Below are 15,048 nucleotides of genomic sequence, written 5' to 3' on the forward strand. Positions count from 1 at the left end.
CGTCCATAAGTTTCGCAGCCGAGGACTCGGCATACAGCTGAACGGCCAAGTTCATCGTCTGTTCGGCTAGTGCGTTTCACCGTTTCACGGAAACGGCGAAACGCCCTATCTCTTTGTTTTTTACGCAATTCCGGACGGAAAACCGCTCACACTTTTGCTGGAATTGCTCTAGCTGTTGAATGGCTGATGCGCAGCGATGAGGATCTGCGTTCTGCACAGCTGGGGTATCTTCGGTAAAATGATCGCGGCAGTTGCTACGGCGCCGTGTTGTGCGCTTTGAACGCCAAGCGAAGTTCGAGCGCCTCAGGGCTGGCGCTGCCTAGCTTGGTGTCTCCGTTTTGTGAACCCCAGGCATAGGCAAAGTCGAATACAGGAGCCGGAGAGTAGGTGGCCCAGCGCGCGAAGATCTGCTTCGCCTGGTCCGGTGTCGGCAGTACATAGACGTCCGCAGCCGCTCCGGTACGGGTCTTCCAATTGCCGCCGCCGAAGGCCTGGTATACAGGCACAATCCTGTCGAGAGGGATGCCCGCGGCAACGGCTGCCTCGACCGTTCGATCGATGAAGTCCAAATCGAAAGCTTTGCCGCGGACCGGATATGGATCCAGGCCGAAAAGATCAATCCCCGTGTTGGCGGGATTAAAGGTATTCATGAAGGCGGGGGCTTCGAAAGACCCCATGTCCATCAAAGTAACAAATGTAACCGCCCCGGGGACATTGGCTCTGATCCACTCGGTCTCGGCCTTCAGGGCCGCCGGACTAACTGCTGGAGAATGGTATTTGCCGGTGATGTCCGGCTCATCGCAGAGGCGAAAACCGAACAGCCGCGGATTGCCGATAAATGGCTTCACCTTGGCAATGAAGCGTGGCGTCACGCCGCTGGATTCATTTAGCCATATCAGCCCCTTCATCCCTGGCGGCAAGGCATTGAGTTGCTCTACGGATTGTACATCGGCGAGGTCGAAGCCCGCGCTCGCGATTGCAACGCCCGGCCCACCGGAGGTGTAGTGAAGCGTCTTGCCGTTTCCACTCGCAGACAGCGCCGATTGGCTGCAGATCAGCATTATGAGCAACGCCGATATGCACAGATTGCTGATGCGTGTGAACTTTGGCGACCAAGCTGTTGGCGCGACGGGTTCCGACTTGATGGATTGCGCGGCTCGAACCGCTGCGCCATACCCGCACGTTGAACTCGTCGGCATGCTCCAACTATCCACCAAATCGCCCCGCACCGGTCTCCTTTTTAGGCTGTGCGGAAAAATTCGGCTTCATCTGTTCGATCGATGGACCAGCTTCGAGGCGGAGCTGCTGCCAAGCCAGTATAGTGGTGGCACCCATGCGGCCCAGTCATCGATGCGCTGCCGATCCAGATGCTGGCTATTTCACCGCCGTCTTCATCGGCGCCGACGTCGACCAGCCGCGAGATCTGACGAAGTCTGTGACGGTGGAGTAGGCATTACCGGCGAACATTGTCGCCGGTAATGCCCTGCTTTGCGGAGCCTGGAGGCTCCTATCGGCGGCGATCTTATGGCAGGTACGCGTCTGCGCTAGACCCCCATGAAGAGCATGCCCGTCCTAGACCACAGCGAACGAGCTCGCCGTAACCGCAAGATGCGGGGAAAGGGCGGCGAACTGAATCTGAGCTGCGCCGCCTGCGCCGTCACTGTCAAAGTAGAGCGCTCCGGTCGTGCTGTTGTAGACGATATGATCGGTGCTGTCGTGAGCGGCGGTACCGGTATAGAAAGCACTGCTTGCGAGCGCCCCAACGCTGAGCCCTTTGAAGACAGCGTCATCCAAGTGGATCTTGTCCACAGACGGGCTGAAGTCGGTAACCGTGGCAACATTGCTCTTGCTGAGGGTGCTGTTGAAAACGAAGGTGTCGTGGCCGCCATTGCCGGTCAGCCAATCGCCGCCGCCGCCGCTCTTTATGACGTTGTCGCCGGCATTTCCGATGATGTGCTGACGCAGTTCGTTGCCGGTCAAATTGATTGCCGTCGTGCCGGCATCCTTCTGGGTACCGAGGACCTCAATCGACGAGCCGGCAGCAAGCGCATAACTCACCGACGTCCACACCCTGTCCTGGCCCTGGCCAGCGACCTCGACCACCTTGCTGGCGGCATTGTTGACATAGAAGTCGTCATTGCCCCCATAGCCCGCCATCGTGTGTGCGGCGTTGTCGCCCGGGCGTAAAACGTCGTTGCCGCTGGTGCCTTTTATGTCGGCGATCGGGGCCGTGACGGGAGGTGGGGTTGTCGTGCCGCTACTGGTGCCAGTGCCACTACCAGTACTGGTGCCAGTGTTGGTGCTGGTGCTGGTATGGGTGTTGTGATCCAGGAAAAACGCCTGCATCGACGACGTGTTGCCAAGCGAGGTCTCGCCATTTTGCGAGGACCACTTATAGGCCATGTCAAAGGCTGGCGACGGGACGAGCTTTGCCCAATGGTCCATGATGGTCTGTTCCTGGGCGGTGGTAGGCATCACATAAGACCCGCCCGTATTGGTCGACCACCCGCCGCCGCCAAACGTCTGGAACACAGGAATGATCGCACTCTGCGGAATGCCCGCCTTCTCCGCTGCAGCGACGGCTCTGTCGATGTAGTTGAAGTCGACCGCGGTCGAGCGCACGGGGTAGGGATCGAGCCCGTAATAGTCGATCCCCGTGTTGGCGGGATTGTACGTGTTGGTGTAATCGGAGGCCGTGAACGACCCCATATCCATCAGCGTAATGAAGGTTTTCGCACCCGGGAAATGAGAGTGAATCCAGTCGGATTCAGCCTTCAGATTCGCAGCGCTGACCTGTGTGTGGTATTTGCCCGTGGGGTCAGGCTCGTCAGTGAGATAAAAGCCAAAAACCTTGGAATTGCCGAGGAGGGGCGTCACCTTGTCTATGAAAGACTGGGTCACCCCGCTGCTTTCGTTGAGATATATCAAAGCCTTGGTGCCGTCAGGCAGCGCGTTGACCGATGACGCGTACTGAAGGTCGATCAAGTTGAAGCCATTAGCTATGGCGCCGGAGGCGGGGGCGCCATAGGCGTAATGCATGGTAGCCATGCGAACATCCTTCTTCTGATTGATAAGCGCCCCACCCCCTGCCTAACCGAGAGGGTACATTAGCGCCAAATCAAATACGGAAATATGTTGATAGAATGATTGATCGAGTACTTTACCAGCACCAAAAACGCCTAACCTTACAGTGATTTGCATCGAATTTCGGTGTTCGATGATGCATCAAATTAGCCGGGGATAACACGATTCCGTTACTCAACCTTCAGGCCACAAAGACCGACGATGCGGCGAGCGAAACGCTGCTGGAACCAAAACAACCCGATACCGGTAGAATCATTGATGCTGGGCACAGAACACAGCAATAAGGAAACGGTTGTCAGGATCAATTCCCGGTTTTTTGGGAAAACTTGAAATTTTCTCGGGTGTGCCCAGTGCGAGGCACTCCCTTTTTTCGAGCGAAGGACACTTCGCTTGAGTGCTCTCTTCCTCTAGGCATTTTGCTAGGAACGTATCTTCGTCGACAGCTCGTCAGATCCGGGGTTCTGCGATCAACCGCGTTCGCCGAACTTGGACTTGAGGAACGGTTGAACCGACGCAATTCAAGCTGAGGCCTTGTCACCGGCTCAGAGGCAGCCGAGCCTCGAATCCCTCGCCGAAATGGACATTCAATTCGCGCTCCGACGCAGCCGCGCGCACCCCGAGATCGGTCCGCTCATTCAAACGGACGAGGACATTGGGCAAGCCTGCCCGTACCGTGAACCTTGGCGCAAAACATGTATCTGAGTAGCGAACCAGGATCATGGAAGCACGAAGAAATGCTGACCAGTGCACGCGACCCAAGTCAGACGGGCGGTCGGGGGAGACAGCATGAATCCGCATCTTGTGTGTGTTGGAGGCGAGGACCACGCCTTCAGGATTCCGTTTTTGCTGTCGCTGCGTCAGAAGGGCTTCCAAGTCACTGCGGTGTCGAGCGGTCCGGATACAGCATTCTCGCAGCACGACATTCCGCATCGTCGCTACGGCTTCGACCGATTTTCCAGCGGGAGTGGAGGCGCCGTAAGGACGATCAGAAAACTGATCTCGGACCTGCGCCCGGACATTGTACAGAGCTTTGATACCAAGCCTAATCTCTTGACGCCGTTGGCGATAAGGGGGGGCGTTCCTGTCATCCGCACCATCAATGGTCTTGGCTGGACGTTTTCTTCCCGTGAGCCGAGGGCCATGGCGCTGCGCCCGATCTTCTCGGGGCTGCAGTGGCTTTCGTCGCGCTGGACGGCTGCCACGGTTTTCCAAAATCGTGATGACAAGGCGTTCTTCGAGCGCTACCGGCTCATCGGGCGCGGGACTGGTCGCCTGATCTGCAGTTCCGGCATCGACATCGATGGCTTTACCAGGGCAAGACAGAGCGCTCCGTCATCGCAGGCGATGCGCGAGCAGCTTGGGCTGTCATCGGCTGAAGTGATCATTTTTGTCGGCCGGCTGACGCGCGAGAAGGGCATCCCAACGCTGCTTAAGGCAGTACCCCGCGTTCTTGAAAAAAGGCCGAATGCGCGTTTCGTGCTTGTTGGTCCATGGGAATCCGAGGGGCCGTTCGCCGTCGACAAATCGGAAATCGAACGCCATTCCCCTCATGTCATTGCCCTGGGTCCACGGCGCGATGTTCCTGCCCTTCTTGGCATGGCGGATTTGTTTGCCTTTCCGACACAATATCGGGAGGGAGTGCCACGTGTCCTGCTCGAGGCGGGGTTAGCTGGGCTGCCAATCGTGGCGTCAGATATGCCGGGCTGCAACGAAGTGGTCCAGCCCGGTTGGAACGGATACCTGGTTCCGCCTGGCGATGCCGAGGCATTTGCTTCCAGGATAAATCAAGTCTTGGCCGACCGCCCCGCCGGGGCGGCCATGGGCGCTCGTTCCATCGAATTCGTCAAGCAGCATTTCGCGCTGCCGCTGGTGGTCGCCCAGTATTGCGATCTTTACCGGCATATTCTCGATGACAAAGCCGTTGGCGCCTCAGTTCAGGCCTCGCAGACCGAAAAGAATGCCGCATTTGGTCCGTTGGGCGAGGTGCGCCAATGATCCGAGACGTCCTGTTGGCCGGCGGCGTTGCAATGGCTTATGCATCGCAACTCGAAATTCCAGGCGCGCCGTTCGGAATCAGCGAATTGTTGCTGGCGGTTTGGATACTGATTTCGATTGGTCGCGTACTTGCCGGTGGTCGACTTGAAGCCACGCCGGCCCTGTCGATTTTTGCCGCCCTCTGGGGGATCATGGCATTCGCTCTCGGGCTAGGCATGATTGTCGGCATGCTTACGAGCGTTCAGTACATGGACGCGCCGGTTCACGACATGATTGCCTATCTGTTGCTGGCATTCGTTACATGTCTGCTTGCGGCTGATCCTCAGGCGGATCGCCATCTGCGTCGCACCGCGTGGTGGGTGATCGTCATTGCGAACGCGTGTTTTGTTATCCAGCTGGCGCTTGGATTCGGCTTACTCCACCAGTCCGGAGTGAACCCTTGGTTTTGGGACAGGTTCACAGGATGGTCGGACAACCCAAACCAACTAGCACTTTATTGCGCGCTGTTCGGTCCCCTCGCACTATACCTTTCAATGACAACAAGTAATATGATAGCCAGGACATTTGGCATAGTAAGCATTGTTCTCATAGTATACGTCGGACGATTGACTAAGAGCGATACCTATCTATTGACAATAGTGATAACCGGTTTGGTTTTCCTGATGTTGCGCGTCCGGAGATGGGTCGCGGTTGGCGGAAGGGTCACTCTTGGTCGTCAAATCAGCCTTTTGCTGTTGCTTGCTTTGGTTCCTCTTGCAATCTCCGCAACACCCTATGTGCTTGCGGAAACGAGCACTGTTGAAAATTTCGCCAAGAGCCTGACCAAAGGCGAGGGTGGTGAGGCAACAGCCGAGACAGCCAACCTGCGCATCAATATCTGGACCAATGCTCTGGGCAAGGGGTTGGGGTCTGCTTCGCTGGGCCTCGGCCCGGGACCACATGTCGACAGATCTGTCGTGACCAAGGAGTTTATCGACCTGCCTTTCGAGGCTCACAGCACGCTACTGGACTTGTATACTCAAGGAGGCATTCTAGCGGTTCTCGCCCTGTTGTGGATCCTTGGCCTCGCGGCCATCTCTGCCTGGCGTGCAAGGCTCGACGCTCTGGTGGCACTTGCGTTGTCGATCGGCATCTTCGGCTTCCCGCATTTGGTCATTCGCCACCCGATCGTTTGGTTCTCGATCACACTTTGCCTCGTAGCCGGGCAGCCCAAGTTTATCGCGGCAACTGCAGGAGCGAGGAGCCGTTGATATGTGCGGAATCGCCGGGATCCTTCTTGCGCCAGACTCGCCCAGCACAAGGCCGCTCGCAGCTATAGCGCAGATGACAACAGCCCTCCGTCACAGAGGGCCCGACGGCGAAAGCTTCTGGAAGGATGTGGAGGCTGGTATCGCTTTCGGCCACAGCCGCCTGGCAGTCGTGGATTTGTCGGAAACCGGCGCCCAGCCCATGCGCTCGGACAGCGGCCGGTACGTGATCACCTTCAATGGGGAGATATACAATTTTCGGGACTTGCGCCGAGAGCTTGAGGATGCCGGCCACAGCTTTCGCGGAACATGCGATACAGAAGTTGTGCTTGGGGCCGTGGAGCAGTGGGGGCTCGAAGCTGCGCTTACGCGATTTGTCGGCATGTTCGCGTTCGGATTGTGGGACGCAAAAACGAGAACTCTTCATCTGGCCCGCGACCGGATGGGGGAAAAGCCGATCTACGTCGCCCCGACCCGCCATGCCCTGGTTTTTGGCTCCGAACTCAAGGCCATTCGGTGTTTCCCGGATTTCCGTCCAGAACTCAATCCCAGCGCCGTAAGGGCTATGCTGTCGCAAGGTTGGGTGCCGGACGACAGTTGTATCTGGCGCGGCGTTTTCAAATTGCCGCCGGGATCGGCCCTATCCTTAACTGCAGCGGATTTCGCAAAAGCGCGCCGTACGGGAACCGTTCGAAACAAAGTTCGATTCTGGTGGTCGTTGGCAGACGTCGCAACGAAGGGCCGGCAAGACCCGATCGTCGGCAGCGACGAAGATTTGACGAATGAACTCGATCGGCTGCTTCGGCTTTCTGTTCGAGAGCGCATGTGCGCGGATGTGCCGCTCGGCGCCTTCCTGTCGGGCGGCGTAGATAGCTCGACCGTAGCCGCGCTAATGCAGGTCCAATCCCGAAAATCTATTCGCACTTTCACGATCGCCTTCGGGGAGCACGGATTTGATGAAGCTCCTCATGCTGCAGCGGTCGCTCAGTACATAGGCAGCGATCATACAGAGCTGCACCTTTCCCCTGCTTCCGCGCGCGATGTCATTCCGGAATTGCCGAGTGCCTGGGACGAGCCGTTCGCCGACGAATCGCAAATCCCTACTCTGCTGGTGGCGCGACTTGCTCGCCAGCACGTTACTGTGGCGCTGACGGGCGACGGAGGCGATGAATGTTTCGCCGGTTACGCTCGCCATCTGATGGCGGCGCAAGCAAATCGGCGTCGTCGTTTGCCTTCGTCGCTGCGTGGTTCAGTTGCCGCAAGCATCGGGCTTGTGGCGCGCGCCACGCGTTACGATTTTTTTGGCAGGCTGCCACTTTCGGCGCTCTTCGGCCATGCGTTGCGCGGTGATCGGCTGGAGCGATTGGCTCAATTGCTCGCCGCTTCGGACCAGGAAGAACTGTACCAGCGTCTGACAGGGTCATCGACGACAAGCCTGACCCGATTTGGCCACCGGGCGTCAACTCGGCGAACTCCGCGACTCGACGATTTGCTGTCCCGGCTCCTCTACAACGACATGGCAGGATATCTGCCCGGCGACATCCTGGTGAAGCTGGACCGAGCCAGCATGGCGAACGGGCTGGAAGGCCGCTGCCCGCTGCTCGACCATCGCGTCGTTGAATTCGCCTGGCGGCTGCCACCGGATGCAATGGTCCGCCATGGACGAGGCAAGTGGCTGCTTCGACGGTTGTTGCATCGCTACGTTCCCCGGCGGCTGATAGATAGGCCTAAGCAGGGTTTCGATGTTCCGATTGCGGTCTGGTTGACAGGACCGTTGCGTGCATGGGCGAGTGACCTGTTCGCCGACATGCGCCACTCAGGGGATGGGCTTCTGGACATCGATAAGGTCCAGACGTGCTGGCGCGATCATGTCAACGGAAAGCGGGATCATTCCCGGGATCTTTGGGCAACATTGATGTTCCTGGCATGGCGCGCCGACGCCAACCGGCTTCCAGTGCCCGCGAGACAGTCGCGCATGCTTGAAATGACGGGAGTTTAAAATGGAAGGTTCGATAGCTAGGCGAACAAAGCTACCGCGCGCCACAGAGATGCGCGTCGAAGTGCGAGAGCCCAATCCGCGCATGCGGCGTTCGCTGCGTGACCCCCGAGAAGAGCTGACCCCTTTCGGCCAATTGTTGGTTACCTTGGCGGCGCGCAAATGGTTTTTGGTCGCAATGGTCGTTTTGGGCGGTGCGGTTGCGGGTCTAGCCGGCTTCGCCCGGCCGGCGCTGTATGAGGCCACCACGCAAATCATCGTCGACAATCCGACCAGAAGCGCTCCTCAGCCGACGGGCGGTCAGGATATGCTCGATACCAGCATTGACAACCATCTGACGATGCTGGCCTCGCAATCTCATCTGCGTCGGGTAATTGACGCAATTTACAAGGCAACGCCCGATCGGCAGGCCAACCTCAACGGCGCCGCGGCGCAAAACGCCGCTTCCCCAGCCGAATCGCAATCGTTTGCAGGTGCATTCTTGGCCGGGGTTTGGCCGGATCACGCTGACATGACCCCAGAGGGCAGGGAGGCTGCGAGGCTGAAGGCGTTGAGGCGCTACGTCAGGGTCGGGCAGGAACTGCGATCGCGAGTCATTACCATCGGCTTTACCGATCCGGATCCCGTCCGGGCGGCATTCGTGGCCAACACATTCGCGCAAGTGTATGTCCAGGACCTCGCGCGGACTGCTCAGGCCGCTGATAGGTTGGAGCTCGAATCCGTCGTCGCTGCGCTGCCTGGTGTGCAGTCCGATCTCGCGCAAGCGACCGACCGCCTTGAAAAATACCGGCTAAGTCACGGGACCGTCGACCAGGGTGCCGTTGACAATGCTGTCCGCGACACAGCCGAGCTTAATCAGCAACTGTCATTGTCTCGCGCAAACCTCTCCACAGCCGAGGCCCGTGTTCAGCATATACAAGAATTGCAACGGTCCGGTGCCACGAGCGCCACGCTTGCGAGCGCAATCGGATCGCCGACGCTGAGCGATCTGATAGCCCGGCAGGGCGGCGCCGCGGCCGATGCGGATCTGAATGTTGCCGTCAAGCGCGAAATCGAACAGAGCATCGAACGCATCAAGTCGGAAGCCGACATCTATCGCGCGCAGGTTTCCGCTCTGGAGGCGCGCAAGAATGTGCTTGACGCGGTCGTAGCCGACACGGCAGGCAGGCTTTCCGGGCTTCACGCATTGGAGCCGGCAGTCACCATATTGACGCAACGGTACAATGATCTTCTGAACAGGCAACAGGATTTGAGGAACCGCATCGCGGTTCCGTCTGCGGGAGTTTCGATAATTTCGGCGGCATGGCCACCGAGCAACCCGAAGAGCCTTTCACCGATCTTCCTCATCCCGCCGGGTATGGTCGTATTCGGCCTCATCGGGGGCGTCTTGGTTCTCTTGAAAAATCGCATGAGCCGCACAATGCGCGGTGAGGCTGAGACAGAAGCAGCGCTCGGCTTCCCTTCCGTTGGCCTATTGCCCAGGGCATCAAGAGCGAGTGCGAAGCGCTTGCAGACCCTCATTCTAAGCCAGAAAAATTCCGCCTATGGCCGCGCTGCCTTGTCGCTATTGATCAATGTGGCACCCGAACCGGCCCCCGGACGATCGTCGCAGATGGTGCTCGTCACTTCCAGCGATAAAGGTGATGGGAAAACAGAGTTGGCATGGAGCTTGGCGCTCTCGGCCACACGCCTGGGCAGCAATGTCCTGTTCATCGATCTTGACCCGCAGGATAAGCAACTGACCAACGACTTTGTGCGCGAATTCAGCATTTCCAAGCCGCATAAGTCGTTTGCGGATTATGTGAGGGGCCGCTGCGAGTTAGACGAGGCTGTTGTGAGCATGCCCGGTATCGGCATCGATTTCATGGCCTCACCCATAGTTTCGGACGATCTTTTGAAGCTGTTGGTCGACGTCGATGTGCCGCGACACTTCGCGGACAAGCTGGGCGCCGTGTACAATCTCGTCATTCTCAACGGGCCGCCAGGGTTGCACGGTCCGGAATCCCGACTGCTCAGCAGTTGGGCAGATGCCGTTATCTTTGCTGTCCGGTGGGCCAAGACACCGCGCAGTGTCGCGCGCGGTATTCTGGAATCGCTGCAGCCTGATGGTTCGAGATCCGCTCCGGTAGGGATTGCTCTCACTGGAGTAAATCTCAAGCAGCACGCCAAATATCATTTTGGGGACAGTGGCGATCTTCTGCTGTTCGGAAAACAATAAAGCACTCAAGCCCCCTGGGTCGCGAGAAATGATTATCGAACTCTTTGGACCGCCTGGAGCTGGTAAAGCACTCTTTGCCCATGCGCTCGCCAAGTCGCTGCGCGGGCAGGGCTACGCTACGAAGGTGGTCTTCAGTCACAAAGCAAGTAGAAGGTCAAGGAGTGTAGATCTCGGGATATTTATGTTCATCTATAGAGTATTTTCTGCAATATTTTCAACTGCAAAACTGTTCTTCTATACGTCGGATTTGATAAAATATCTGTCGATCGCGTCGTCGATGCTAAAGGCGATTGAGCCAAGGAAATTTATTTGGCGAGCTCGGGTCTGGCAAAAAATCATAAACCTTTCCAATCGTTGGGACCAAGCGCGACAGTGCAGAGAGATTACAATATTCGACCAGGGATACGTGCAGGCTGTTGCTTCACTGTCGATTTTTCACGGGTGCGTCGACAACGTTGCGATTGCAAGAGCGCTGAAGGTCACTCCTACCGCGGATTTTACCTTGCGAGTGGTATTGCCTCGTGCAGCAGCCGAGGCGCGGTTGCGGGAGCGAATGATGCAAGCGGCTCCGGCCGAACGCATTCTCGATGCGGATTTCGAAGCGAGCATGCGAGCTTTCGGAGTGTTTCAAAATATCAACGACATCCTTGTGGCAACCGACAGGAAAACAATCTCCGTTGAAACCCTCGACGACCGATCGTTGTCGAAAAGCGTTGAACTCGTCAGCCGCAAGATCGCCTTCAAGATGGCCCGCGATCAGGTCACTCCCATGTACCGACATCAAGTTGCCCACTCATCGCAACCGCTGACGGTAGACAATGCCTATCTTGATGACGGCGTGGATACCATAACAATACAGAACTCCCTAAATCCGCCAGGCGGAAACGATGCGGTAACGCTCGGGAAGCAAGAAATAAACCGTAGCCTGGGCTATGCCACCGTTTTTGCGCTCATGATCTATGTGACCGGGGCAGGTCTAACCAGCCTGGCGCAATTGCTGATTGCTCGTATCGTAGGCTCTACCAGCTATGGTATCTACTCCTACGTCCTTTCAACCACATCGGTGCTCGCATATCTCGCAACCCTTGGCTTCAACGTATCGTTGTTGCGCTTTGTATCTGCCTATAGGGCCCAGGGGCGCCTGGACCTGGCCCACGGTATAATCAGATTTGCCTTTCAACGCTCGTTGGCGGTGGCGTCTCTATTCGGCTTGGCAGGGGCGACCTACATCTTTCTGTCTTCGTCCTCACACAACAGGGAACTTGAGATCAGCCAGCTCTTGGGTATGGCCGCCGTTCCGCTGGTCACGACTTCAGCCTTGGGCGCGGCTCTCATCCGTGCCTTCGGCGGCGGTGTTTCTGCCCTTCTGCCAGAACGCATTGTGCGTGATGGACTGCTGCTCACATTGCTAAGTGTCGCCGCCTTGTCCGGTTCGTGGACTCTGAATGCACCGTTGGTCATGCAAGCGGTGCTGACGAGTTCGGCCGTAACAGTCGCGTTCGTCTTTGTCCTGTTGGCAAGATTTCAGCCGCCGGGTTTACGACATGCTGAACCTGCCGATGCGTCCAAGGATTGGTGGTCGGCGGTCCCCCCTATCATGCTGATGGCGGGTCTTGACGTCTTCATCAACAGAGCGGGGGTAATGGTGCTCGGCTGGACCGGCCACATACGCGACGCAGGCATTTTCGCCCTGGGACTCAATGTCGCGTTGCTTGTCGGTCTCTCGTTGGTGGCCGTCTCTACAATGTTTTCGCCGACGGCAGCTACGCTTTACGCAAAAAACGACCGAAGAGGTTTGCAAGAGCTGTTTTCACGAGCTGCCCTGCTTTCTTCCGGTGCCGCAATAGCAATGGCAATCCCGTTGCTCTTGATTGTTCGGCCGCTTTTGAGCTGGTTCGGTGAGGATTTCGGTACTGGAGCACCGATCGCGCGGGTGCTGATGCTCGGCTACGTATTCGTGGCCCTGTGCGGACCGCAGCTCAATCTCTTGACCATGACCGGAAACGAATGGGCGGCCGCTGTGACGATGATCCTCGGGGCAGCTTTTGGTGTCGTCGGCTGTGCCATCGGAGTAGAGATCTACGGTCCGCTGGGCGCAGCAATAGGGCTTGCGCTTGCCCTGGTCGTCTGGAACGTCGCCATGGCGATTTATATTCGCAAGCGACTGAAGATCACGCCCGGACTGATCTACGCGATTACGTCCTTTAACCGCCGCACGGTCGAAAGCACCCAGCGGACTTGGTTCTTGCGCTGACTCGATGCTCTGGGATTGGTGACCGGCGACAGACCCCGGCTGGCGCGATGTGATCCATTCTAATGCGGGCATCAATGTACGTACGGATTGGCGGGCTTGCGTATCGGTGTCTCGATGAAGCACCAAAACGAAAGAGACGCAGAGAATGCCTCGTTCTTGCCGATTAGCGAGGCGAGCGCGTTGAGAGGGAGCCGCACCTTCAGGCGACGCCAGTGAGCTGATCGCGCGGGTCTGAGTGAGCAGCGCGAACTGCCGGCAATCTACGCTGACACGAGCGTTTGTTGCTCCGTCTCAGGGGCCGTCGCGCTTCCATGAAAGTGTCGATACCATTCGACGAAACGGGCAACGCCATCCTGGAGCGTGGTCGCCGGCGCGAAGTCTACGGCCCGGCGAAGATCGCCTACATCGGCGCGCGTCTCGAGAACATCACCTGGAGGCAAAGGCACATCCCTCCTGAGAGCTTTGCGACCTACGGCTGTCTCTATAATCGCGATTAGTCTATTGATCTCCTCTGGCCGGTCATTGCCAATGTTGTACAGGCGATATGGGGCTGAGCTGGTGGCTGGATCAGCCGCGTGACCGTCCCAATTCTGGTCGGCACACGGTGGCGTTGCGAGTATTCGAACCACCCCTTCGACGATATCGTCGATGTAGGTAAAATCTCGCCAGACACGGCCGGCATTGGACACCTCGATCACGCGTCCCTCGGCGATGGCGTGGGTAAACGCGTAGACAGCCATGTCGGGCCTGCCCCATGGTCCGTAGACGGTGAAGAACCGCAATCCTGTCACCGGCAAGCGAAATAGATGACTATAGGAATGCGCCATGGCTTCATTCGAGCGCTTGGTGGCGGCATAGAAGCTTATTGGATGGTTAGCGCCGCCATGTTCGGAAAAAGGAATGGTTTGGTTGGCGCCGTAAACCGAACTGGACGAAGCGTAGACCAGATGCTTGATATCGAAGTGCCGGCAACCCTCTAGAACATTGAGAAACGCCACGATGTTGGACTGAACATAGGCATGCGGGTCGACAAGAGAGTAACGCACGCCCGCCTGGGCAGCCAAGTGGACGACATATTGCGGTTGAAAGTCGGAGAACAAAGCTTGCACCAACAATCGGTCCGCCAGATCCATACGCATCGGAGTGAAACCTGGCTCCGCGCAGAGGTGCGCAAAACGCGCTTCCTTGAGCTTTAGATCGTAGTAGGGCGTGAAATTATCCACGCCTATGACCCGCGCACCGTGACGCAAAAGCCGCGACGCCACATGAAACCCGATGAAGCCTGCGGCGCCGGTGACTACGACAGGACCTTTTCGTGCCAGCTGCATAACCGCCATGTCCGGACTGGATCGACCGGCTTTCGTTCCTGTTGAACTGGATTTGTCAGGTTGTGCGTCAAGCACGCCCGCGGTCTTGGAATTATGTCCGGCCATGACGAATTGCCCCGCTTCGAAATTTTTGCATCGAGATCGTCGGCTTATATCTGGATCAGGCAGGAACGCGCTCGCACAGACGCAATGCCAAACCAACATACCGGATACGCGCCGCCTCGCGGTCGAGGCGGCATTATCACGGCAATACGGAAATTCGTCCGAGCAGAGCTACCAGCTCACCCTGGCGCTTGGTTTCTGTTTTGGCAAAAAGCGAGGCAAGCTGGGACCGGATCGTGGTGCGGCTGAGATGCCAGCTGCGGGCGATTTCCAATGGTGCGTCCCCTTGAGCTAACCTCATGGCAAGCTGAGTTTCAGCGCTCGTGAGGCCGAACATCTTTTGCAATGTCTGCGGATTAGCCGAGGACCGGGTCTCCCGGTCTAACAACGCGACGATACTTGTTCCGTCGGGCGCAATCACCCCGCCCTCATTGAGTATCACCGGCCGATCGTCAGTGGTGCGGATCACCACCCACGACAACGAACCTGGCAGGAAGTTGGTTGGAACGTTCGCGACCAGCCGCCTCAGCGCAGCCGTAAGCTCCGGAGCCGTGCCGGCCGTCTCACCCTGTCGTTCAAAGGTGCTTTGAGCGGCAATGTTCCACTCCACCACCTTTTTCTCGCGATTGAGGACCAGGAAGCCACAGCCAATGCGGTCCAGCATGCCGGTGACGGATTCCAGGCTCCGACGCTTTGACGCGCATGCTGTGCCCTGCCTGTCCGACGTGTAGCGTGCCAGGCGAGCGACACCGCCGTAAGCAGTGCTCAATTCAATATGGCGCTTATTCGCAACGGTATCGTTGTGCCTATCAATGAAAGACATT

Annotated in this window: 9 protein-coding genes; 5 read left to right on the forward strand and 4 right to left on the reverse strand. The window is 57.7% G+C overall.

From position 1 onward, the window contains the following. Positions 1–254: 254 nt before the first annotated feature. Positions 255–1,061 carry a hypothetical protein gene (locus LB523_RS01440; RefSeq protein ID WP_224600653.1) on the reverse strand — a complete coding sequence of 269 codons (807 nt, stop codon included), beginning with the start codon at positions 1,059–1,061 and terminating at the stop codon, positions 255–257. A 511-nt stretch (positions 1,062–1,572) separates the two neighbouring features. Continuing rightward, positions 1,573–3,048: a calcium-binding protein gene (locus LB523_RS01445; RefSeq protein WP_224600654.1), complete on the reverse strand. Its 1,476-nt coding sequence runs from the start codon at positions 3,046–3,048 to the stop codon at positions 1,573–1,575. An 822-nt stretch (positions 3,049–3,870) separates the two neighbouring features. On the opposite strand from LB523_RS01445, the gene LB523_RS01450 reads away from it, so the two are divergent. From LB523_RS01450 to LB523_RS01470, 5 genes are read left to right on the forward strand one after another with little or no spacing between them, the layout of a single operon-like run. Further along, positions 3,871–5,079, forward strand: a complete 1,209-nt coding sequence (locus tag LB523_RS01450) for a glycosyltransferase family 4 protein (RefSeq protein WP_224600655.1) — start codon at positions 3,871–3,873, stop codon at positions 5,077–5,079. Continuing rightward, positions 5,076–6,329 (forward strand): O-antigen ligase family protein, encoded by a 1,254-nt coding sequence (locus LB523_RS01455; RefSeq protein ID WP_224600656.1) that lies wholly within the window; start codon positions 5,076–5,078, stop codon positions 6,327–6,329. Before LB523_RS01450 ends, LB523_RS01455 begins: the two co-directional genes overlap by 4 nt. A gap of 1 nt (position 6,330) precedes the next feature. Next, entirely contained in the window at positions 6,331–8,325 is a 1,995-nt protein-coding gene (gene asnB, locus LB523_RS01460; RefSeq protein ID WP_140839041.1) for an asparagine synthase (glutamine-hydrolyzing), read from the forward strand. Between the two features lies 1 nt (position 8,326). Continuing rightward, on the forward strand, positions 8,327–10,540 hold the full coding sequence (locus tag LB523_RS01465) for a GumC family protein (RefSeq protein WP_224600657.1): 2,214 nt from the start codon (positions 8,327–8,329) through the stop codon (positions 10,538–10,540). A 28-nt stretch (positions 10,541–10,568) separates the two neighbouring features. After that, the gene (locus LB523_RS01470; RefSeq protein WP_224600658.1) at positions 10,569–12,794 is read left to right on the forward strand and encodes a lipopolysaccharide biosynthesis protein; all 2,226 of its coding nucleotides are present in this window, start codon (positions 10,569–10,571) and stop codon (positions 12,792–12,794) included. A 260-nt stretch (positions 12,795–13,054) separates the two neighbouring features. Here the strand turns inward: LB523_RS01470 and LB523_RS01475 are convergent, their stop codons facing one another. Then, complete coding sequence (locus tag LB523_RS01475) at positions 13,055–14,122, reverse strand: NAD-dependent epimerase/dehydratase family protein (RefSeq protein WP_224600988.1); 1,068 nt, start codon at positions 14,120–14,122, stop codon at positions 13,055–13,057. 241 nt (positions 14,123–14,363) lie between these two features. Next, positions 14,364–15,047, reverse strand: coding sequence for a helix-turn-helix transcriptional regulator (locus tag LB523_RS01480; RefSeq protein WP_224522975.1), 684 nt, complete (start codon positions 15,045–15,047; stop codon positions 14,364–14,366). Between the last annotated feature and the right edge of the window lies 1 nt (position 15,048).

Origin of the sequence: Mesorhizobium sp. ESP-6-4 (assembly GCF_020164735.1) — a bacterium.
GTDB lineage: Bacteria > Pseudomonadota > Alphaproteobacteria > Rhizobiales > Rhizobiaceae > Mesorhizobium.

Excerpts from the sequence above, each read along its gene's own strand:
- LB523_RS01480 (WP_224522975.1), bottom strand. The coding sequence starts at position 15,047 with ATGTCTTTCATTGATAGGCACAACGATACCGTTGCGAATAAGCGCCAT.
- asnB (WP_140839041.1), top strand. The coding sequence starts at position 6,331 with ATGTGCGGAATCGCCGGGATCCTTCTTGCGCCAGACTCGCCCAGCACA.
- LB523_RS01475 (WP_224600988.1), bottom strand. The coding sequence starts at position 14,122 with ATGCAGCTGGCACGAAAAGGTCCTGTCGTAGTCACCGGCGCCGCAGGC.
- LB523_RS01450 (WP_224600655.1), top strand. The coding sequence starts at position 3,871 with ATGAATCCGCATCTTGTGTGTGTTGGAGGCGAGGACCACGCCTTCAGG.
- LB523_RS01470 (WP_224600658.1), top strand. The coding sequence starts at position 10,569 with ATGATTATCGAACTCTTTGGACCGCCTGGAGCTGGTAAAGCACTCTTT.
- LB523_RS01455 (WP_224600656.1), top strand. The coding sequence starts at position 5,076 with ATGATCCGAGACGTCCTGTTGGCCGGCGGCGTTGCAATGGCTTATGCA.
- LB523_RS01440 (WP_224600653.1), bottom strand. The coding sequence starts at position 1,061 with ATGCTGATCTGCAGCCAATCGGCGCTGTCTGCGAGTGGAAACGGCAAG.
- LB523_RS01445 (WP_224600654.1), bottom strand. The coding sequence starts at position 3,048 with ATGGCTACCATGCATTACGCCTATGGCGCCCCCGCCTCCGGCGCCATA.
- LB523_RS01465 (WP_224600657.1), top strand. The coding sequence starts at position 8,327 with ATGGAAGGTTCGATAGCTAGGCGAACAAAGCTACCGCGCGCCACAGAG.